Source organism: Oceanomicrobium pacificus (genome assembly GCF_009833495.1).
Classification (GTDB): domain Bacteria; phylum Pseudomonadota; class Alphaproteobacteria; order Rhodobacterales; family Rhodobacteraceae; genus Oceanomicrobium; species Oceanomicrobium pacificus.
The window spans coordinates 1,140,117-1,159,253 of sequence record NZ_WUWG01000001.1; the positions used below are offsets into that span (position 1 = coordinate 1,140,117).

A 19,137-nucleotide genomic window follows, 5' to 3' on the forward strand; every position below is an offset into this window, starting at 1 on the left:
ATGCGTCAGACTGATGCGGGACAGGGGGATGACGGCGGCCGATGGGCCTGTGGCACGGGCGGAAGATGGAACGCCGAAGGGCAATCGTGCCGAGGGGCCATCCGGCCGATCGTCACCCGACGGGATCGGGCGTTCGGAACTGTCGGCCTGCGACAGGGCCGGTCATCCTCAAAGGGCGCTGATTGGTAGATTTGCGCCGGCACGGACCAATGCCGGCAATATCGGGTCACGGGTGTAGGCACCCGGGGCCGGATGCTCAGGCCGGGTCGCCCATCACGGGCATGGTCGCCGCGCGGTCAAGCCAGTGCTCGCCGGTCGTCATCACACAGGTCGATCCGTTCGGACGGGTCATCAGGACGGTGAAGCTCCCCGTCTCGGGAGAGGTCCAGATCTCGAGCAGCGCGCCCGGACCGGTCAGGCCGGAATGGGCGTGAACCTCACCGAACCGGCTTTCCAGCTGGTCGATGACGCTGTCGCGGTCACCGCAGACCGATTGCGCGTAGAGGGGTGGCGCGGTCGAGACGGCGCCAAACACGAGCGCGAGGGACAAAAGACGTTTGAACATGCCGATCTCCTTGTCTGGCGGCGAAGCACGTCGGCGCGGGCATCACCGGATTGGGCCACTGGGGCATAATTCTGACATGGGTCCGCCGGCGGGTCCGCTCAACGCGCTGCGATGCACGATCGCGTGTCGCCGCGTGAGGGATGCATGCGCGGGCGTGCCATCCGGTGCGCGGCCGGGCAGCGGTTTCCTGCTTTTGCGCCAGATGGTTGGCGGCTGGGCGATATATGGGCGCCGATGCTGAAACATGGCTCACTGTCGCGCCGCCATGTGCATCGGTCGGTGCGGATCGACAGAGAGGCAGGAACGGTCGCTGGGCGCGGCGTGCATGGAAAGAGCGTGGCGGCGCGCGCGGGTGCGGCGGGTCCGGGTGTGTGGGTGCAACCGACGGGGCGCGGCGAATGTTTGCAAGTCGGGCGCGGAGGTGTCGAGGCTGCGGCAAGCGAGGGCGGATGGGCCGTCCGGCATCGACCTGCAAGGGTTGGCCGGACAGGGTGAGGTGTCGTGCCGGACCTGTTCGCGTTCGGGTCTGTGCGCGGCCTGTGTTCCGGTGCGCCACTATTAGGATCATGGGGACAAGGGTGCGGCTGTTCCCTCGCCGCGGGGAGCAATCACATGGCACCATGCGGACTTTGGTGCGTCCGCCGGGTCCCTTGCAGCGCCACATCAGCCACGCGGTTCATGCCGGTGCTGTCCGCGTCTGCCCGTGGCCGCGTGCGGGTCCGGCCCGTTCCGGTGCGATGGACCACGCGGTCCGGTCAGCCGAATGCGCCTTGCACGAACCAGCCGCCTTCGACTTCCGCGCCGCGCGCCTCGAACAGCCAGAGCCGTTCGCCCGTCTCGGTCTCGATCCGCCAGTAGTCGCGCGGGCCGGAGCGCCAGGCCGGATCGTCGAGCCACCATTCCGGCGCGATCCGTTCCGGCCCCACGGCGAGCGTGCAGCGATGATCCTGCCGCCGCCAGCGGAAGCCCTGTGGCGGGCGCTGGCTGTCGGCCGGGCTGATCATCTCGGGCGGGAAGATCCGCAGCGGCCGCGGCCCCGGCGGCGCGGGCCAGCGGGGCGGCGGGGCGGCATAGGCGGCAACCATCGCGGTGGCGGATTTTTCCGGTATGTGGCTGTCGGCAGGGTGCAGGCGCGTGAGCGCCTCCATCCCGAGCCGCGCGCCGAGCCGGTTGACCAGCGCATCCATTTCCGCCCCGCCGCCGGGCGCGTGGCGGGCGCGGGCTTCTTCGGCGGCGGCCAGATGCCCCTTGTGCTGTGTGGCGGTGAGCGGCTCGGTCACATGTGCCTCCAGCCGCAGCATGTCGAAGCCGAAGCCTGCATCCACCCCGCCGGTCTTGAGCGCGAGCAGCGGGCGGATACGGTCCGGCTCGAAACTCGGCCGGGCCAGCCCGACCTCCAGCATCTCGACGCTGCGGTCGACCCGGTGCAGCCCGAACCGGACGCGCCGGGCTCCGCAGCCGGCGCGACGCAGCTTGGCGCAAAGCGGCGGCAGCAGCCGGTCCAGCCCGGCCAGCAGGTCATCCTCCAGCCCGATCGGGTCGGGCAGGGTCAGCCGCACCGCGAACCGCTCTTCGGGCCGCGCCGGGGACACCGGCTCGGGTTCCGCCCCCATCGCCTGGTCGAGCCGCCGCACCAGTTCCAGCCCGAAGCGCCGCGCCAGCGCCGCGCGCGGCATGACGGCCAGATCCTCGATCCGGCGCAGGCCCAGCCGCACAAGCCCCGCCACCGTGTCCGGCGGCAGGCGCAGCGCGCTGACCGGCAGGGGTCCGAGCGCCGCGCGGGCATGACCGGGCGGCACGATCCGCGGCACCGGCGCCGACGGCGGGGGCGCGGATGGCGCATGGCCGCCCCGTTCCCAGCGTTTGCGCCGGAAGGCCCGCGAACGGGTGGCCGGCGCCTCCTGATCGATCGCGTCGCCCGACCGGGCCGACATGGCCGGCGATCCGGCGAACCGCGCCAGCGCCCAGGCCGCGCCGAGCGTGTCCGCAAGCCCGATCCGCTGGCTCAGCCCCAGCCGGTGGCAGCCATCGGCGATCTCCTCCACCAGGCCGGCCTCGCCGCCGAAGAGATGGGCGCAGCCGGTAATGTCGAGCACCAGCGATTCCGCGCCTTCCTCCGCGGCCCAGGGCGAGAACCGCCCCGCCCAGCGGCGCAGCGTGGCAAGGAAGGCGGCTTCCCGCAGCGGGGCGGCGGGGCGGCTCAGAAGGTCGGGGCAGAGCGCGCGCGCATCCGCAAGCGCCATGCCGCGGTGCAGCCCCTCGGCCTCCGCCCGCGCCGACAGGCTGGCGAGAATCTGGCTGTTGGCGGCCTCCGCCACGATGGCGAACGGTTGGTCCGCCAGCCCCGGTTCCAGCCGCAGCACGCGCTCCGCCGCGAGGCGGGGAAACCAGATCGACAGGATGCGGCGGTCGGGCATGGCGCGGGCAGTGATTCCAATGTTCCTGATATGTTCCAATTCTACGCCCCGCAGGCGCGAAGGAAAGCGGATTCTGCTCCGTCCGTGCTCCGGCACCGGCCGCCGCCGCGCCCGCACCATCCCGGCCCGTAGCCAAGTCCCTGAGCGCACAGTAGATTGGCAGCGGGACAACAGGGGAACATCGCATGGACCAGATCACCCAGCTGCTCGCGGATCCGACCGCCTGGGCCGCGCTCATCACCCTTCTGGTGATGGAGATTGTGCTCGGCATCGACAATCTGATCTTCATTTCCATCGTCACCAACAAGCTGCCCGAACACCAGCGCCCGATGGCGCGGCGCATCGGGATCGGGCTGGCGCTCGTGCTGCGCCTGGGGCTTCTGTCGATGATCGCCTGGATCGTGCGGCTGACCGATCCGGTGGTCACGCTCCTCGGGCAGGACTTCTCGTGGAAGGACCTGATCATGCTGGGCGGCGGGCTCTTCCTGATCTGGAAGGCCACGACCGAAATCCACGAGGCCGTCGATCCGCACGGGCCGGAGCCTGACGCCAAGGCCGCGGTCGTGCGCAGTTTCGGGGCGGCCATCGGGCAGATCATCATGCTCGACCTGATCTTCTCGCTCGACAGTATCATCACGGCTGTCGGCATGACCCCGCACCTGCCGATCATGGTGGTCGCGGTCGTTGTGGCGGTCATCATCATGCTGGTCGCCGCGGGGCCGCTGGCGCGGTTCATCCACGACAATCCCACAGTGGTGATGCTGGCGCTCGGCTTCCTGCTGATGATCGGCATGACGCTGATCGCCGAAGGGTTCGGCCTGCATGTGCCCAAGGGCTATATCTACACGGCGATGGCCTTTTCCGCGCTGGTGGAGGCGCTCAACATGCTGGCCCGCCGGCGGCGTGCGCGGCTGGCCGGACCGTCGGGCGACTGATCCACGCTTGCACTTCCCAACCGCTCGTCTAAACGGGACGGGCGGGCAGGCAATCAACAGGCGACGGGACAGGGCATGGCGGATCAGACGGGCGGCGGCAGGTCGCGGGCGACGGCGGAAGATCAGGCACAGGCACAATCCGCCCTGCGGATGATCAAGCTCGTCTTCCTGATCAATTCCATGGGGCTCGCGCTCTGGTTCCCGCGTATCCCCGAGGTCAAGGCGGCGCTCGACCTCGACCTGTTCATCCTGTCGCTCTGCTTTTTCGCGATGCCCGTGGGCGTGATCCTCGGTTTCTTTCTGGCGCCGCCGATCGTGGCGCGTCTCGGGCTGCGGCGCGCCTGCACCTGGGGCAATGCGGCTTTTCTTGTCAGCTTTGTCGGCCCCGCGCTCGCCTGGAATGCGCCGACCCTTGCAGGCACGCTCTTCTTTGCCGGCCTGATCGTTGCCACGATCGAGGTGGCGATGAATGCCAAGGCGAGCCAGATCGAGACGACGCTGGGCCGGCGCATCATGTCGCGCTGCCACGGCTTCTGGTCGATCGGCTCGATGCTGGGTGCACTGGTGGCCGGCGGCTGCGCGCATCTGGGGATCGATTTCCGCACCCAGCAGGTGATCGCCGAACCGCTGCTGGCGCTGGCCGCGATCTGGGCCGGTCTGCGGCTCGACGCCGATGCCCCGCAGGAGGAAGACCTGTCCCACGGGTTCACCCTGCCGACCCGCGCGCTGGCGGCGCTCTGCATGTTGCCGCTCGGGGCGCTCCTGATCGAGGGCGCGATGATGGAATGGTCCGCGATCCTGACCCGCGAGACGCTGCTTGCAAGCCCGCTCATGACCTCGATCTGCTTTGCCACTTTCGCCATGGCGATGGCCATCGGCCGGCTGAGCGGGGACTGGATCACCGACATGTTCGGCCCGCTGCGCGTGCTGGTCGCATCGGCGCTTTTCGCGGCCGTGGGCATTCTGGCCTTCGGCCTGTCGAACGGGATTCCGATGGCGCTGGCCGCATCGGTGCTGGTGGGCTTCGGCATCTCCAACATCTATCCGATCACCATGTCGCTCGCCGCCGTGATGCCGGGCCAGCGGGCGGAAAAGAACGTGGCCGCCGTGGCCTTCTGCGCCTTCTCGGTCTTCCTGTTCGGCCCGCCTTTCATCGGCACGACCGCCCATCTGATCGGGCTACCCTTCGCGCTCGCCCTTCTGACCCCATTCGGGCTGATCCCGCTCGCGCTGGTCATGAGCGGCAAGGTCCAGCCGCACCCCACACCTGCGCAGGAGGCCTGAATGGCACGCACCCCCGAAGCCGTCATTTTCGACATCGGCAATGTGCTCATCACCTGGAACCCCGAACGGCTCTACGATGCGCTCCTGCCCGACCGGGATGCGCGCAAGGCGCTGTTCGCGGCCGTCGATCTGCACGGGATGAACGACCGGATCGACCGCGGTGCCCCGTTCCGCGACACGATCTACGCGACCGCGGAGGCGCATCCCGAATATCGCGACCTGATCCGGCTCTGGCACGACCGCTGGATCGAGATGGCAAGCCCGACCATCGATCTGAGCTGGCATCTGCTCCGTAGCCTGCGTGCCCGTGGAACACCGGTCTTTGCCCTGTCCAATTTCGGGGTGGAGAGCTTCGCCTATGCGGAAACCGTCTATCCCGAACTGGGCGAGTTCGACCGGCGCTACATTTCGGGCCACATGAAGGTCATCAAGCCCGAGACGCGCATCTACGAGATGGTTGAGGAAGATAGCGGCCTGTCGGGCGACGCGCTCTTTTTCATCGACGACCGGGCCGACAATATTGAAGCCGCCGCTTCGCGCGGCTGGCAAACCCACCATTTCAAGGGTCCAGAGGCACTGGCCGACGACATGGTCGCGCGCGGGCTTCTGCCCGCAAGTGCCGCCCGGCCCTGACCGACGCGCGATCCGTTCACCCCTTGTCAAGCAGGGGACAGCAGACTAAGAGGCACGCTTGTTCCGGCCGGACGGGCCGGACCGAAGTCTCCGCTACCTTCTAAAAAACGGATCTACATCGTGACTCGTGGACTTATCATTGGCGTGATCGCCATGGCGGCTGTTGTCGTCGCCTCCAACATTCTGGTGCAATTCCTGTTCGGCAACTGGCTGACCTGGGGCGCCTTCACCTATCCGATTGCCTTCCTGATCACAGACCTGACCAACCGGATCTACGGCCCGCAGCTGGCGCGGCGCGTGGTTGCGGCGGGTTTTGTCGTCGGCGTGATCTGCTCGCTGATCGGCACCCAGATCGTGGGCGAATTCGGCCCGCTGGTGACGCTGCGCATCGCGCTGGCGTCGGGCACAGCCTTCCTTGTGGCGCAGCTGACGGACGTGTTCATCTTCGACCGTCTGCGGTCGCGCCGCTGGTGGCAGGCGCCGCTCAGCTCTTCGCTGATCGGCTCGGCGCTCGACACGGCGCTCTTCTTCACCATCGCCTTCTCGGCGCAACTGGCGTTCCTGGAGCCGGCCAATGACGTGAGCTGGGCCAACGAGGCGCTGCCGCTTCTGGGCAGCGGTCCGGTCGTGCCGCTCTGGGTCAGCCTCGGGGTTGCCGATTTCATGGTCAAGCTGGCGCTTGCGCTGATCGCGCTCATCCCGTTCCGCATCCTTGTGGAATATTTCCGCCGGGCGCCGCAAAAAGCGCTTTGAGTTTTCCACAGGCCGTGGCACGATTCTGAGTATCGGAAACAACGAGAAAGGAGGTGCCAATGTCTTTTGAGATGGTGGAGCAGGTTGTCGGGTTTTTCGGTAAGGACGTGACCTAAGGGGGCAGCCCCTCTTACTCTCCGGACTGGCCGAGGGAATTTCCCGCCCGGCCGGACCTCCATGCTCAACAAAAAGGGCGGATCGCGCGGGATCGTGCGGTCCGCCCACTTCGTTTCGATGGCTGCTTTCGGCGTTGTGCCTCACTCTTCCCCGTCGAAATAGTCGAGGCTGTTTTCCACCCGCCCGATATAGGCGATCCGCGCGCCGAGCAGGCCGGTATCCTCCGGCACCATGGAGGCCACGGCAAATTTGCCGCTATCGGGATATTCGACAACCTCGGGGTCGAGCCGGGTTGAAACACAGAGATAGACAAGATCGGCATCGGATGTGTTGACCATCTGGTGCGCCCCGCTCCCGTCGCTGGCTGGTGCGGACACGATGTCGCCCGCGCGCACCGGATGCTCCCGATCCCCCAGCCGGTAGGTGCCCGCGCCTTCGAGCACGATCATCATTTCCTCGTTTGCGTGGTGGGCATGGCGGGGAAAGGCCGCCTTGCCCGGTGACACGCGGTGCAGCATGCAGCCCAGTTTCTGCGCGCCGATGAGCGGACCGATCCGGCCGAGTGTGGCCGCGAAACGGTCGCCGTGACTCGTGTCACGGGTCGGCACGTCATCAAGGTTGATCACAGGACTAGCCATCAGCGGCTCCTTTCGCACAAACGCTCGCGGCTCGACAGGCCGGCGCGCGGGTGGCAGAAGTCTAGCATGTTGGAGATCGACGACAGAACGCGTATCGAGGATTGGGAACTAACCGAACAGTTTGTTCGGTCCTCCGGTCCGGGCGGGCAGAATGTGAACAAGGTTTCGACCGCGGTCGAATTGCGGTTCGAAGCGGCCCGATCGCCGAACCTGAGCGATGCGGTGAAGGCGCGGCTGAAGCGGCTGGCCGGACGACGCTGGACGCGGGACGGCGCGCTCATCATCACATCCGACACGCACCGGTCACAGGCGATGAACCGCGAGGAAGCGCGGAACCGGCTGGCGGACCTGATCCGCAGCGCACTCAAGGCACCGAAAAAACGGATACGGACGCGCCCCACACTCGCCTCGAAGCGGCGCAGGCTCGAAGCCAAGGCGCAGCGCGGCGAGAAGAAGGCGCTGCGCGGTCGGGTCGACCCCGACGGCTAGGCGTCAGTGGCCGTGGATGAACTCGAACCGCGCGCGGTTCGGGCAGAAATCCGGCGTTTTCGCGCCGGCAGGCGCCACCGCCAGCCACGCGTCGCACTGATCGACATTGTCGCAGTCGCGGCAGGCGCGCAGCGCGTCGCGCATCTGGATATCGGAAATCAACTCGTCAGGCTGCGCATCCGTCGGCGAGACGGTGAGCGCGAGCATGGTCGACATACGGTCGAGGCTTTCGGCGGCGCGGCGGAAATTGAGCATCTGTTCGGTCTCCTCTCTGGTCCCCAGCATGCGCGTCCGCAGCGGTGCCGTCTTTGACCGGGATCAAGCTCAGCCCGCCGGGACCGAGAAAAGCACGATGAACAGGAGGACAAGCCCGAGCGCCACGATGGCCGCCTGTCGCCAGACCGGACCGCCGAGCCGCAGCGCCACCAGACATTCACACAGGTAGAAAAGCGCGAACGCCCGCGAGGCGAGCGCGAGGATCTGGTAGGTGTCGGCCAGCCAGTTGAGCGCGATGGCGGCCGCGCCGATGCCAAGATAGATCATCGCCGGTGTCAGGCGCTGGCGGCTGACCTCACGCAGGTTGCCCAGCGCCGCGATCGTATCCGCGACCGCGGCGGAGAACTGGCTGAAGACGGCCGCAATGACAAGCGGCACGACAAGGAGCGGCGCGGCGATCTTCACCAGCGCGATGAGGCCGGTATCGGGCAGGGGCAGCGCCACGGTGCCGGTCACCGGAATGGCGGCCGCCACCAGCGCCACATAGATGAGGGTGGACAGGATCTGCGCGTTCCGGCAGGCGCGGATACGTGTGCCGGCCGCATACTGGTTGCCCATATAGCGGGTCGTCTCGAACCCCTGCACAACAATCAGAGCGCCGCCGAGCACGGTTGCGAGCTGCCACCAGCCGGGCTGGGTTTCGGGGCGGGCGGCGGCCTCGCTTGCCTGTGCATCATGCAGTGCGAAGGCGAGGATCAGCGCCGCGACGATCGCCAGTGTCGCGGCCAGCGCGAAACTTTCCAGCATCTCCAGCCGCGCCAGCCCGCGCAGCACGCCCACACCGACGATGAAGAGGAGCACCGCCGTCGTCAGGATTTTCTCGGCCGTGTCGCTATGCTGGCCGATCCCGCTCAGCGCATAGCCCGACAGGATCTGCAGGTAGAGCGCGACCGAGATCACATAGGCCACGACAATGGCGATGTCGGCCAGCCTGTCGAGCCGCAGGAGCAGATGGTCCGACCCGTCGGCAAGTGCGGGTTCCGCGCGGGCGATATTGCCGCGCACCACCCAGCCGACTGCGTAGGCCACCGCGCAAATGGCCGCCATGGCGACGGGCGCTGCCGGCCCGACCGTGTTTGCGAGGATCGGCAGGATCACCAGAAACCCGCTGCCGAAGATCGAGGCGAGCGGCGTCACCATCGCCCGTATGTCTGTCGCTCGATTGCCTGCCATGATCGGTCCGTTCCGTGGTGCGGCCGCGTCTGCGTGCCCGGCCTCTTCCGCCAATCTGGCGGGAAGGGCCCCGCCGGTCAATTCTGCCGTCAGCGCGGGCGCTGCGCTTGACCGGCGCGCCGCGCGCCGCGTAAGCCTGAAGGCGAAACGACAGGATATGGGACAGGGCGAAGGGGACGATCATGAAGACACGCGCCGCGCTGGCTGTGAAAGCCGGAGAGAAGCTGGAAGTGACGGACGTGAACCTCGAAGGCCCGAAGGCCGGCGAGGTTCTGGTCGAGATCAAGGCGACCGGCATTTGCCACACGGACGAATTCACCCTGTCCGGTGCCGATCCGGAAGGGATTTTCCCTGCTATCCTCGGCCATGAGGGCGCGGGCGTGGTGGCCGAGGTCGGTCCGGGCGTCACCTCGCTCAAACCGGGCGACCATGTGATCCCGCTCTACACGCCCGAATGCCGGGAATGCGACTATTGCCTCAACCCCAAGACCAACCTGTGCCAGGCGATCCGCTCGACGCAGGGGCAGGGGCTGATGCCGGACGGGACGTCGCGTTTCACCACGCTCGATGGCGACCCGATCTTCCATTATATGGGCACCTCGACTTTCTCGAACTTCACCGTTCTGCCGGAAATCGCGCTGGCCAAGGTGCGGCCCGACGCGCCCTTCGACAAGATCTGCTATATCGGCTGCGGGGTCACGACCGGCATCGGTGCGGTCATGAACACCGCCAAGGTGGAAATTGGCTCGCGCTGCGTGGTCTTCGGGCTGGGCGGCATCGGGCTCAACGTCATTCAGGGGCTGCGGCTTGCCGGTGCCGACCAGATTGTCGGCGTGGACCTCAATCCCGACAAGAAGGCGATGGGCGAGCGGTTCGGCATGACCGATTTCGTCAACCCCGCCGAGGTGGAGGGCGATCTGGTGCCCTATCTGGTCGATCTGACCAAGGGAGGGGCGGATTACAGTTTCGACGCGACCGGCAATGTGGACGTCATGCGCGCGGCGCTCGAATGCGCCCACAAGGGCTGGGGCGAGAGCATCATCATCGGGGTCGCGCCCGCGGGCGCGGAAATCTCCACCCGCCCGTTCCAGCTTGTCACCGGCCGGGTCTGGCGCGGCACGGCCTTCGGCGGCGCGCGCGGGCGCACCGATGTGCCGAAGATCGTCGACTGGTACATGGAAGGGAAGATCGAGATCGACCCGATGATCACCCACACGATGGGGCTCGACCAGATCAATGACGGGTTCGACCTGATGCACAAGGGCGAGAGCATCCGCTCGGTCGTGCTCTACTGATGGCGGATCCGACCCCGCCGCTGCTCGCGGTCCTGATCGATGCGGACAACACATCGGCCAGATGGTCGGACGCGATCTTTGCCGAGATTGCCAAGATCGGCGAGGCGAGCGTCCGGCGCATCTATGGCGATTTTTCCACCGGCCGGCTGAAAAGCTGGGAAAAGGTGATGGCCAAGCACGCGATCGTGCCGTTCCAGCAGTTTGCCAACACGGTGGGCAAGAACAGTTCCGACATCGCGCTGGTCATCGACGGGATGGACCTTCTGCACACCGGCCGGTTCGACGGGTTCATCCTTGTCTCGTCGGACAGCGATTTCACCCGGCTTGCCAGCCGGATTCGCGAGCAGGGGCTCGATGTTTACGGGATCGGCGAGAAGAAGACGCCGGAAAGCTTCCGCATGGCCTGCAAGCGGTTCCTCTACGTCGAAAACCTGCTCGACGAGGACGGACCTGAGAGCGGCGACGGCAAGGAGAAGGCCGGCACCAAGGAGCCGCCGACCAAGGTGCTGCCGCTGGTGCGCCGCGCGATCAGCGGGATGGATGTGGATGACGAGTGGATCACGCTCGGCCGGCTCGGCACGTCGCTCAATGCGCTGCAGAGCGATTTCGACCCGCGCAACTACGGCTCCTCGAAGCTGAGCGACCTGCTGGAGCGCACCGGCGAGATCGAGGTGGACCGCAAGACGCGTCCCGCGCGGATGCGGTTCAAGCCGAAGGGCGGACGCGGCCGGGCCAAGTCCGGCGAATGATCGACATCTTTCTGACCACCCTGCCGTTCTTCGCGGTGATCGCCTGTGGCTACGGCGCGGCGCGGGCCGGGTTCTGCCCGCCAGAGGCCGTCGCCTGGCTGACATGGTTCGTCTTCTATTTCGCGCTGGCGGCGATGCTCTTCCGCTTCACCGCCAGCCTGCCGATGGCCGAGGTGATCCAGCCGCGTTTCATGGTCGCCTATTTCTTCGCCTGTCTGCCGGTCTACCTGATCGTCAATCTGGCCGCACTCCTGCGCAAGCGGCCCTTCGGCGAGGCCGCTGTGGAGGCGCAATGTTCCGTCATCGGGAACACCGGCTTCCTCGGGCTGCCGCTTCTGGTGACGCTGATCGGCCCCGATGCCGCGCCGCCGATCATCATGATGCTGCTCATCGACCTTGTGGTCTTCGGCAGCCTGATCGTGATCATCATCACGGGCGCGCGCGGTGACGGGGATCAGGCGGCTGCCTTGCGCGCCGTCGGGCTGGGACTGGTGAAGAACCCGATGATCATGGCCATCCTTGCGGGCCTTGTCTGGTCGCTCCTCGGGATTCCGCTCGTGCGGCCCGTCGATTCCTTCCTGAACCTGCTCGGGGCCGCTGCCACGCCGGTCGCGCTCTTTGCCATCGGCGCCTCGCTTGCGGCGCGGTCGGCGGAACGGCTGAGCGTGGCGCTCTGGCTGTCGGGCGCCAAACTGGTGCTGCACCCGCTCGCTGCCGCCGCCGTTGCGCTCTGGCTCTTCGATCTGCCACTTTTCATGGCGGGCATGATGATCGCCGCGGCGGCCATGCCGACGGCGGGCAATATCTACATCATCGCGCAGCATTACGGCGTGGCGCCGCAGCGGGTTTCAGCCACGATCCTTGTGTCGCATGTGCTTGCGGTCGTGACCTTGTCGCTGGTGCTGGCCGAACTGACCGGGCGGGGGATGCTGGTGCCATGACGCGGCTTTTCATCGATGCGGATGCCTGTCCGGTGAAGGCCGAATGCTACCGGGTCGCGACACGGCTGAGGGTCGAGGTGCTCGTCGTGTCGAACGGCGGTATCCGGCCCGACCCAAACCCGCTGATCCGTCTGGTGATCGTGCCCGACGGGCCGGACGAAGCCGACAAGTGGATCGCCGAGGAGATCGGAACCGGAGACTTGTGCGTCACATCCGACATTCCGCTGGCCGACCGCTGCCTGAAGGCCGGCGCGCGGGCGCTGCGCCCGAACGGCGACCCGTTCACCGCCGCCAATATCGGGCACCAGCTGGCGATGCGCGACCTGCAGGCCGATCTGCGGGCGGCGGATCCGTTTCGGCAGGGCGGTGGCAAACCGTTCGGCAAGGCCGACCGGTCACGGTTTCTCGATGCGCTCGACCGTCAGTTGCGGGGTGCCATACGCGACGCTGGCAACCCGTAGAGCCGGGTCACGAAGTCTCGGTCACCGGCATTGCCGAGCGCGGCTGCGGCTTCGTCCGGATCCATCCAGATTGCACGATGTGCCGGTTCGCTGGGCGCGCGTAGCCGGCGGACGGCGCGGCACAGGTAGATATGACAGACCTTCTGCGCCCAGATCTCGTATTCCGGCATGAAGGTGAACCGCTGGAAGGCCCCGAGCCGTCGCGGAGCCGCGATGGTCCAGCCGGTTTCCTCCATCACCTCGCGGTGGAGCGCGCGCAGCGGGCTTTCGCCGGGGTCGATCCCGCCGCCGGGCAACTGGATCTCGAAATAGGGATGCGACTGTTCGGTGACGAGCAGCCCCTGCGGTCCCTCGATGATCGCATAGGCGCCGGGGCGCGGGATGTAGCGCCGGTCGCGCTCGACAGGTTCTCCGAAACGTCTCATGCCCTGTCTGTCGCACAGGCCCCGGCAGGGGTCATGTGTTTTCGCGCGCCGACGGGCAGGTTTTTGGCATCCGCGCGATCTGTGGCAGGTTGGGGTTTGAATCTTCGCCCCCGGCACCTTAAGTGCAGGCGCTTGGAACAAACCGGAGACCATGACATGACACTGGCCGAAAAAATCGCCTGGGACGATACCGTCCTGCCGTTTCAGCTCGACATGTCCAACATTCGTGGACGTGTGGCGCGCCTTGACGGCACGCTGGAGGAAATCCTCACGCAGCACGACTATCCCGATGCGGTCGCCGGACTGGTGGCGGAAGCCGCCATGCTGACGGCGCTGATCGGCCAGACGATCAAGCTGCGCTGGAAACTGTCGCTGCAGATCCGCGGCGACGGGCCGATCCGGCTCATCGCAACGGATTATTATGGTCCGAGCGCCGACGGAAAGCCGGCGCGGATGCGGGCCTATGCCTCTTTCGATGCGGAACGTCTGGAAACAGAGCCCGGCACCCCGTTCGACAAGATCGGCGCGGGCATGTTCGCGATCCTGATCGATCAGGGCGAGGGCACGACCCCCTATCAGGGGATCACGCCGCTGGCCGGCGGGTCGCTTGCGGCCTGTGCCGCGACCTATTTCGCCCAGTCCGAGCAGCTGGCGACGCGCTTTGCCCTGTCGATGGCGCAGGTGTCAGAGCCCGGAAAGGGCGCGGCCTGGCGCGGCGGCGGCATCATGATCCAGCACATGCCGAAGGCGAGCCCTTTCGCAAAGGGCGGTGCCACGGGCGATGATGGGCTTCTGGCGGCGGCCGATCTGGTGCAGGGCGAGGATGACGAGAACTGGAGCCGGGTGAACACGCTGCTCGACACGGTGGAGGAAACCGAGCTGATCGGGCCGCACGTGTCGCCCGACCGCCTGCTTCTGCGGCTTTTCCACGAGGAGCAGCCGCGCGTCTATGACGCCCAGCCGGTGCGCTTCGGCTGCACCTGTTCGGAGGAAAAGGTCCGCCAGTCCCTGTCGATCTATTCGGCCAAGGATATCGGCCACATGACGACGGACGAGGGGATCGTGACGGCCGATTGCCAGTTCTGTGGCGCGCATTATGCGCTCGATCCGGCCTCGCTCGGCTTTGAAGCCACCGATGCGCCGGGGGTCGACGGCGGCTCCGGCGCAGGCGGGTCCTGAGATTGCGGGCCCGCGCCGTATTGATTTGCGGCGCGGGCTTGCGCAGAAACGGGGCATGACACGTTCCGGCCCCTCCCTGTCCGACATCCGCGCCGCGCTTGATGCGCGGCCGATTGCGCCCTCGTCCGATTATGACCTCAATCCCGGCGGGCTGGCGGCGCTGCCCGCAGAGCGCAAGCTGCGCCCGGCGGCCGTGCTGGTGCCGCTCGTGGAACGGCGGCACGGGCTGGATGTCCTGCTGACCAAGCGGGCAAGCCATCTGAAACATCATCCCGGTCAGGTGTCCTTCCCCGGCGGCAAGCAGGAGCCTGATGATCCGGACCTGCAGGCCACAGCCCTGCGGGAAGCGCAGGAGGAGATCGGGCTCGACCCCGCTCTGGCACAGGTCCTCGCCCCCCTGTCGACACATGAAACCGTGACGCGGTTCACCGTTACGCCCTATCTGGCCGAAATCGACCCCGGATTCCGTCCGGTGCCCGAGCGCGGAGAGGTGGACGAGGTGTTTGCCGTGCCGCTCGCGCATCTGCTCGATCCCGACAATCTGCAAATTCACAGCCGGATCTGGCAGGGGCAGCGGCGGGCCTATTTCACCATTCCCTACGGCCCCTATTACATCTGGGGCGCGACGGCGCGGATGATCAAGGGACTGGCCGACCGGCTGGGGCCGCTCTGATGCGGATCGAAGGGGCCTTTCTGGAGGATCGCGGCGCGCAGAAAGTATGCGCTCTGCTCGAAGATGGCGGCTATCAGGCGCTGATGGTGGGCGGCTGCGTGCGCAACGCGCTTCTGGGCCAGGGCGGCACGGATATCGACATCGCCACCGATGCCCGCCCCGAAACGGTGCTGGCGCTTGCCGGGGCTGCAAAGATGAAGGCGGTGCCGACAGGTGTCGCCCATGGCACGGTCACGCTGGTGTCGGGGGGCACGGGCTACGAGGTGACGACCTTCCGCCGCGATGTGGAGACCGACGGCCGCCGCGCGACCGTGGCCTATGCGCAGGATGCGGCCGAGGATGCGCGGCGGCGGGATTTCACCATGAATGCGCTCTATGCGGACCGGGCCGGGACCCTGTTCGACCCGCTCGGCGGGCTGGAGGACCTGCAGGAGCGGCGGGTGCGGTTCATCGGTCAGCCGGAAGACCGGATCGCGGAGGACTACCTGCGGATCCTGCGCTTCTTCCGCTTCCATGCCTGGTTCGGCGACCCGGATGCCGGGCTCGATCCCGAGGGGCTGGCGGCCTGCGCGGCGCTCGCGGACGGGATCGACAGCCTGTCGCGGGAACGCGTCGGCGCGGAGATGCGCAAGCTTCTGGCCGCGCCGGACCCGGCACCCGCGGTGGCGGCCATGGCGGCAACGGGCATCCTCGCGCGGCTCCTGCCGGGCGCGGATCCGGACCTTCTGGCCCCGCTTGTGCATCTGGAGCCGCAGGTGCCCACGGCGCCGCGCTGGCTGCGCCGGCTTGCGGCGCTGGGCGAGACCGAAGCCGCATCCCGCCTGCGTCTGTCCAAGGCCGAGATCCGCGCACTCGAAGCGATCCGCGCGGCGATGGCGGATGATACCGCGCCTGCCGGACGCGCCTACCTGCACGGGTTCGAGGCTGCCCGCGATGCAGCGCTACTCACGCAGGCCGCGCTGGGACAGGTCTGGCCGGACGGGCTGACCGCGGAACTGGAACGCGGCGCGAAAGCGGTGTTTCCCATCAAGGCGCGCGACCTTGCCGAGCGGTTCCCGCCCGGCCCGCAACTGGGCGCGGAACTGGCCGCGCGCAAGGCCCGCTGGATCGCCAGCGACTTCACATTGCGTTACAGGGACCTTCTTGACGATTGACCGCGCGTGGGCGGCTGCTGAAAAAGGTCAGGAACGGTGACCGAATAGCCGGTCGCCGGATTGGCAAAGGGGGATCACATGACGGTGGAGAGCATGATTGCCATTCTCGGCATTCTGGGCGCGGCCGCCTGGACGCCGGGGCCGAACAACGCGATGCTCGCGGCCTCCGCGGCCAATTACGGCTTCCGCCGGACGCTGCCCCACGCGCAAGGCGTGGCCTGGGGGTTTCCGTTGATGATCTTCTGCGTGGCGCTCGGGCTTGGACAGATCTTCCAGGCCGTGCCGATCCTGCATGAAGTGCTGCGCTTCGGCGGCGCTGCGCTTTTGCTCTGGGTCGCGTGGCGGATCGCGACGGCTTCGGGCGGGCTCGGGTCGGGGCGCGACGGCCGGCCCTTTACCTTTTTCCAGGCGGCCGCCTTCCAGTGGGTCAATCCCAAAGCCTGGGTGATGTGCGTGAGCGTCGTGTCGCAATTCGTCACCGGCACAGCGCCCCTGCGCGAGGCAGCGATCCTTGCGCTCATCGCGCTCAGCATGAGCCTGACCTCCGCCCATGGCTGGGCGGCCTTCGGTGCGGCCCTGCAAAGGGTTCTGAACACGCCCCTGCGGTTGCGGATCTTCAACATTGCAATGGCGAGCTTCATCGCGCTGGGTGTCATCTACCTCTTCGAGGACTGGTTCCGGTGATGCACGGCAGTGCTGCCTGCGGTGCGCGGAGCGCCGCGACGTGACGGCACTGTCGCTCTATCTCTTCATCTTCGCCGGTCTGTTTTCGCCCGGTCCGAATGTGATCCTGCTTCTGGCGAGCGGCGCGCGGTTCGGTTTCCGCGCTACGCTGCCGCATGTTCTGGGCGTCGCTGCCGGCGTCGGCGTGACGGCGGGGCTCACAGGCGCGGGCTTGGCTGCGATCCTGACCGGCCTGCCGGGCCTGTCCCGGCTGCTCGCCATCGTGGCGGCGGGCTGGATCTTGTGGCTGGCCTGGACGCTTCTGCGTGCGGCGCGGCGGACGGCGCCTGCGGATGCGCGGCCCTTCACCTTCGGGCAGGCGGTGCTCTTCCAGTGGGTCAATCCGAAGGTCTGGGCGGTGGCGCTGGCGGCGGCCTCGCTTGCCGGTGGCAGCGACGCTCCCTTGGCGGCGGGACTACATCTCGGCGCCGCCTTCGCCTGTATCAACCTCTGTGTCTGCCTCTTCTATGCCAATGCAGGGCAGTGGCTGCGGCGGTTTCTCGAAAGCGAGCGGTCCTGGCGCATCTTCATGTCGGTGATGGCGGGATTGCTGGCGCTCTCAGCCCTGCTTGTCTTTGTCTGACGCGGCCCACCAGTCCCGCGCCGCGAGGTGGCGGCGGAAACCCGTGTCGGTCTGCGCCGGCGCGTTGCGGATGTAGCGCTCGGCCTCTTCCCGTGATGCCCCTTCGAGGCCGCGCAGATAGGTTTCCGCTTCCACATAGGTAAAGGACCGCCCCGTCTGCGCCTCGAAATTCGGTTCCAGATCGGTCCAGACGGCGCCGGACCAGCCCGCGTCGGTGCACCATGCGCCGATCAGATCGACAATGCCGGGCACGCGGCTCTGGCCGCCGGCCCGGTCGACCCATCCGATCCGGGACAGGGGAGCGCGTTCGCGGGCGGCCAGATCGGCCTGTGCCTGCGCCACCGCAGCGCGGCGCGAGCGGATCGCGTGGGTCACGCAAGGCGTGCCATCCGCGGGATCGAGGCAGAGCACCAGCCCCATCAGCCGTTTCGGGGAAATGCGGGAAAATTCCATCGGCAGGACAGGTCCCGCCCCCATCTGCCAGTCGCCGGTCACATGCGGGGCCAGGTTGTCGATGTCCCAGACGAGCGACCCCCAGGCGAGGATCGCGACCGGTCCGCCTGTCACGGCCATTTTGCGATGGGCGGCAGGGACATGAGCACCGCTTCGGGATTGTGGCCGGTTTCCAGCCCGAACTTTGTGCCGCGGTCATAGACAAGGTTGAACTCGGCATAGCGCCCGCGCCGCACCAGTTGCCAGTCGCGGTCCGCGTCGGTCCAGGTCTCGGTGCGGCGGGTCTCGGTGATCGGCAGGAACGCGTCGAGAAAGGCGCTGCCGACATCCCGGGTGAAGGCGAAGTCGGCTTCCCAGTCGCCGGTGCACAGATCGTCGTAGAAGATGCCACCCACGCCGCGCGCCTCGTTCCAGTGGCGGATCATGAAATAGTCGTCCGCCCACGCTTTGAAGCGCGGGTAATAGTCCGGATCGTGGCGATCGCAGGCCGCCTTGAGCGCCGCGTGGAAATGCGCCGTATCCTCGGGCACCTCGGTCATCGGGTTCAGGTCCGCCCCGCCGCCGAACCACCAGCCATGCGGGGTCCAGAACATCCGCGTGTTCATATGGACGGCGGGCGTCTTGGGCGACTGCATATGCGCGACGAGCGAAATGCCCGACGCCCAGAAACGGGGGTCCTCGTCGATCCCGTCCATGTCCTTGCGCGATTTCATCGAACGCCGCGCGGCCTCGCCCAGCGTGCCATAGACGGTGGAGATGTTGACGCCGACCTTCTCGAAGACGCGGCCGCCGCGCATCACCGACATGACGCCGCCACCCGCATCGCTGCCGGGCTCGGCCGCGCGGCTCGTCACCTTCTGCTCGAACCGGCCGGCGGGCTGGTCGGCGAAGGGGCCGGTGGTCTGGCTGTCCTCGATCGCCTCGAAGGCGGTGCAGATCCGATCACGCAGGCCTTGGAACCAAAGCGAGGCCTCGGACTTGCGGGCGGTCCATTCGGGGCTGTCGTTCATCATCTTCTCCTGCTCTGAGGGGGTTATCTGCACTTTCTCAAAAAATTCAAGGCGAGAGGGGTGACGGGCGCGATCCGGTGCGCTAAAAGGTCGCGACTCACATCGAGGAGGATTGTTAATGCACAGTGATTGGACACCAGCGACCGGCTGCTGACCCGTCTGCGGGTCGCCGACCCGTTGCATTAGCTTTTCCTTATATTTCAAGGCCTTG

General features: G+C 67.2%; 22 protein-coding genes. 14 read left to right on the forward strand and 8 right to left on the reverse strand.

Annotated elements, in window-relative coordinates; all coding sequences use genetic code 11:
* Positions 1-256: 256 nt before the first annotated feature.
* Both GSH16_RS05605 and GSH16_RS05610 read right to left on the reverse strand, forming a co-directional pair.
* A complete protein-coding gene (locus GSH16_RS05605) occupies positions 257-565 on the reverse strand; it encodes a hypothetical protein (protein WP_160852716.1) in 309 nt (102 codons plus the stop codon).
* Positions 566-1,320: 755 nt separating this feature from the next.
* Positions 1,321-2,982 (reverse strand): Y-family DNA polymerase, encoded by a 1,662-nt coding sequence (locus GSH16_RS05610; protein WP_160852718.1) that lies wholly within the window; start codon positions 2,980-2,982, stop codon positions 1,321-1,323.
* Positions 2,983-3,167: 185 nt separating this feature from the next.
* On the opposite strand from GSH16_RS05610, the gene GSH16_RS05615 reads away from it, so the two are divergent.
* From GSH16_RS05615 to GSH16_RS05630, 4 genes are all read left to right on the forward strand, one after another.
* The gene (locus GSH16_RS05615; protein WP_160852720.1) at positions 3,168-3,917 is read left to right on the forward strand and encodes a TerC family protein; all 750 of its coding nucleotides are present in this window, start codon (positions 3,168-3,170) and stop codon (positions 3,915-3,917) included.
* A 75-nt stretch (positions 3,918-3,992) separates the two neighbouring features.
* Complete coding sequence (locus GSH16_RS05620; protein WP_160852722.1) at positions 3,993-5,201, forward strand: MFS transporter; 1,209 nt, start codon at positions 3,993-3,995, stop codon at positions 5,199-5,201.
* Positions 5,202-5,834 (forward strand): HAD family hydrolase, encoded by a 633-nt coding sequence (locus GSH16_RS05625; RefSeq protein ID WP_160852724.1) that lies wholly within the window; start codon positions 5,202-5,204, stop codon positions 5,832-5,834.
* Between the two features lie 120 nt (positions 5,835-5,954).
* On the forward strand, positions 5,955-6,587 hold the full coding sequence (locus GSH16_RS05630) for a queuosine precursor transporter (RefSeq protein ID WP_160852726.1): 633 nt from the start codon (positions 5,955-5,957) through the stop codon (positions 6,585-6,587).
* 257 nt (positions 6,588-6,844) lie between these two features.
* Here GSH16_RS05630 and GSH16_RS05635 read toward each other — a convergent pair whose 3' ends face one another.
* Complete coding sequence (locus GSH16_RS05635) at positions 6,845-7,342, reverse strand: cupin domain-containing protein (RefSeq protein ID WP_160852728.1); 498 nt, start codon at positions 7,340-7,342, stop codon at positions 6,845-6,847.
* A 66-nt stretch (positions 7,343-7,408) separates the two neighbouring features.
* Between GSH16_RS05635 and arfB the strand changes: the two genes are divergently transcribed.
* Entirely contained in the window at positions 7,409-7,831 is a 423-nt protein-coding gene (gene arfB, locus GSH16_RS05640) for an alternative ribosome rescue aminoacyl-tRNA hydrolase ArfB (protein ID WP_160852730.1), read from the forward strand.
* A gap of 3 nt (positions 7,832-7,834) precedes the next feature.
* Here the strand turns inward: arfB and GSH16_RS05645 are convergent, their stop codons facing one another.
* Both GSH16_RS05645 and GSH16_RS05650 read right to left on the reverse strand, forming a co-directional pair.
* A complete protein-coding gene (locus tag GSH16_RS05645) occupies positions 7,835-8,116 on the reverse strand; it encodes a DUF6455 family protein (RefSeq protein ID WP_160852732.1) in 282 nt (93 codons plus the stop codon).
* A gap of 39 nt (positions 8,117-8,155) precedes the next feature.
* On the reverse strand, positions 8,156-9,280 hold the full coding sequence (locus GSH16_RS05650; protein WP_160852734.1) for an APC family permease: 1,125 nt from the start codon (positions 9,278-9,280) through the stop codon (positions 8,156-8,158).
* 182 nt (positions 9,281-9,462) lie between these two features.
* Between GSH16_RS05650 and GSH16_RS05655 the strand changes: the two genes are divergently transcribed.
* From GSH16_RS05655 to GSH16_RS05670, 4 genes are read left to right on the forward strand one after another with little or no spacing between them, the layout of a single operon-like run.
* A complete protein-coding gene (locus GSH16_RS05655; protein WP_160852735.1) occupies positions 9,463-10,575 on the forward strand; it encodes an S-(hydroxymethyl)glutathione dehydrogenase/class III alcohol dehydrogenase in 1,113 nt (370 codons plus the stop codon).
* The gene (locus GSH16_RS05660) at positions 10,575-11,324 is read left to right on the forward strand and encodes an NYN domain-containing protein (RefSeq protein ID WP_205523967.1); all 750 of its coding nucleotides are present in this window, start codon (positions 10,575-10,577) and stop codon (positions 11,322-11,324) included. Before GSH16_RS05655 ends, GSH16_RS05660 begins: the two co-directional genes overlap by 1 nt.
* Entirely contained in the window at positions 11,321-12,265 is a 945-nt protein-coding gene (locus tag GSH16_RS05665; protein ID WP_160852737.1) for an AEC family transporter, read from the forward strand. Before GSH16_RS05660 ends, GSH16_RS05665 begins: the two co-directional genes overlap by 4 nt.
* Entirely contained in the window at positions 12,262-12,726 is a 465-nt protein-coding gene (locus GSH16_RS05670) for a YaiI/YqxD family protein (protein WP_160852739.1), read from the forward strand. The genes GSH16_RS05665 and GSH16_RS05670 overlap by 4 nt, the downstream gene beginning before the upstream one ends.
* Here GSH16_RS05670 and GSH16_RS05675 read toward each other — a convergent pair.
* Positions 12,687-13,151: an NUDIX hydrolase gene (locus tag GSH16_RS05675; protein ID WP_160852741.1), complete on the reverse strand. Its 465-nt coding sequence runs from the start codon at positions 13,149-13,151 to the stop codon at positions 12,687-12,689. The genes GSH16_RS05670 and GSH16_RS05675 overlap by 40 nt on opposite strands.
* A gap of 156 nt (positions 13,152-13,307) precedes the next feature.
* Between GSH16_RS05675 and hslO the strand changes: the two genes are divergently transcribed.
* From hslO to GSH16_RS05700, 5 genes are all read left to right on the forward strand, one after another.
* A complete protein-coding gene (hslO, locus tag GSH16_RS05680; protein WP_160852743.1) occupies positions 13,308-14,330 on the forward strand; it encodes an Hsp33 family molecular chaperone HslO in 1,023 nt (340 codons plus the stop codon).
* Between the two features lie 55 nt (positions 14,331-14,385).
* Positions 14,386-15,003, forward strand: a complete 618-nt coding sequence (locus GSH16_RS05685) for an NUDIX hydrolase (RefSeq protein ID WP_160852745.1) — start codon at positions 14,386-14,388, stop codon at positions 15,001-15,003.
* The gene (locus GSH16_RS05690; RefSeq protein WP_160852747.1) at positions 15,003-16,157 is read left to right on the forward strand and encodes a CCA tRNA nucleotidyltransferase; all 1,155 of its coding nucleotides are present in this window, start codon (positions 15,003-15,005) and stop codon (positions 16,155-16,157) included. The genes GSH16_RS05685 and GSH16_RS05690 overlap by 1 nt, the downstream gene beginning before the upstream one ends.
* A 78-nt stretch (positions 16,158-16,235) precedes the next feature.
* Positions 16,236-16,841: a LysE family translocator gene (locus tag GSH16_RS05695; RefSeq protein WP_160852749.1), complete on the forward strand. Its 606-nt coding sequence runs from the start codon at positions 16,236-16,238 to the stop codon at positions 16,839-16,841.
* Positions 16,842-16,881: 40 nt separating this feature from the next.
* Positions 16,882-17,463: a LysE family translocator gene (locus GSH16_RS05700; protein ID WP_160852751.1), complete on the forward strand. Its 582-nt coding sequence runs from the start codon at positions 16,882-16,884 to the stop codon at positions 17,461-17,463.
* On the opposite strand, the gene GSH16_RS05705 is transcribed toward GSH16_RS05700, so the two are convergent.
* Complete coding sequence (locus tag GSH16_RS05705) at positions 17,440-18,030, reverse strand: hypothetical protein (RefSeq protein ID WP_160852753.1); 591 nt, start codon at positions 18,028-18,030, stop codon at positions 17,440-17,442. The two genes, GSH16_RS05700 and GSH16_RS05705, sit on opposite strands and share 24 nt — an antisense overlap.
* Positions 18,027-18,926, reverse strand: coding sequence for an oxygen-dependent coproporphyrinogen oxidase (gene hemF / locus GSH16_RS05710; protein WP_160852755.1), 900 nt, complete (start codon positions 18,924-18,926; stop codon positions 18,027-18,029). Before hemF ends, GSH16_RS05705 begins: the two co-directional genes overlap by 4 nt.
* Positions 18,927-19,137 lie beyond the last annotated feature (211 nt).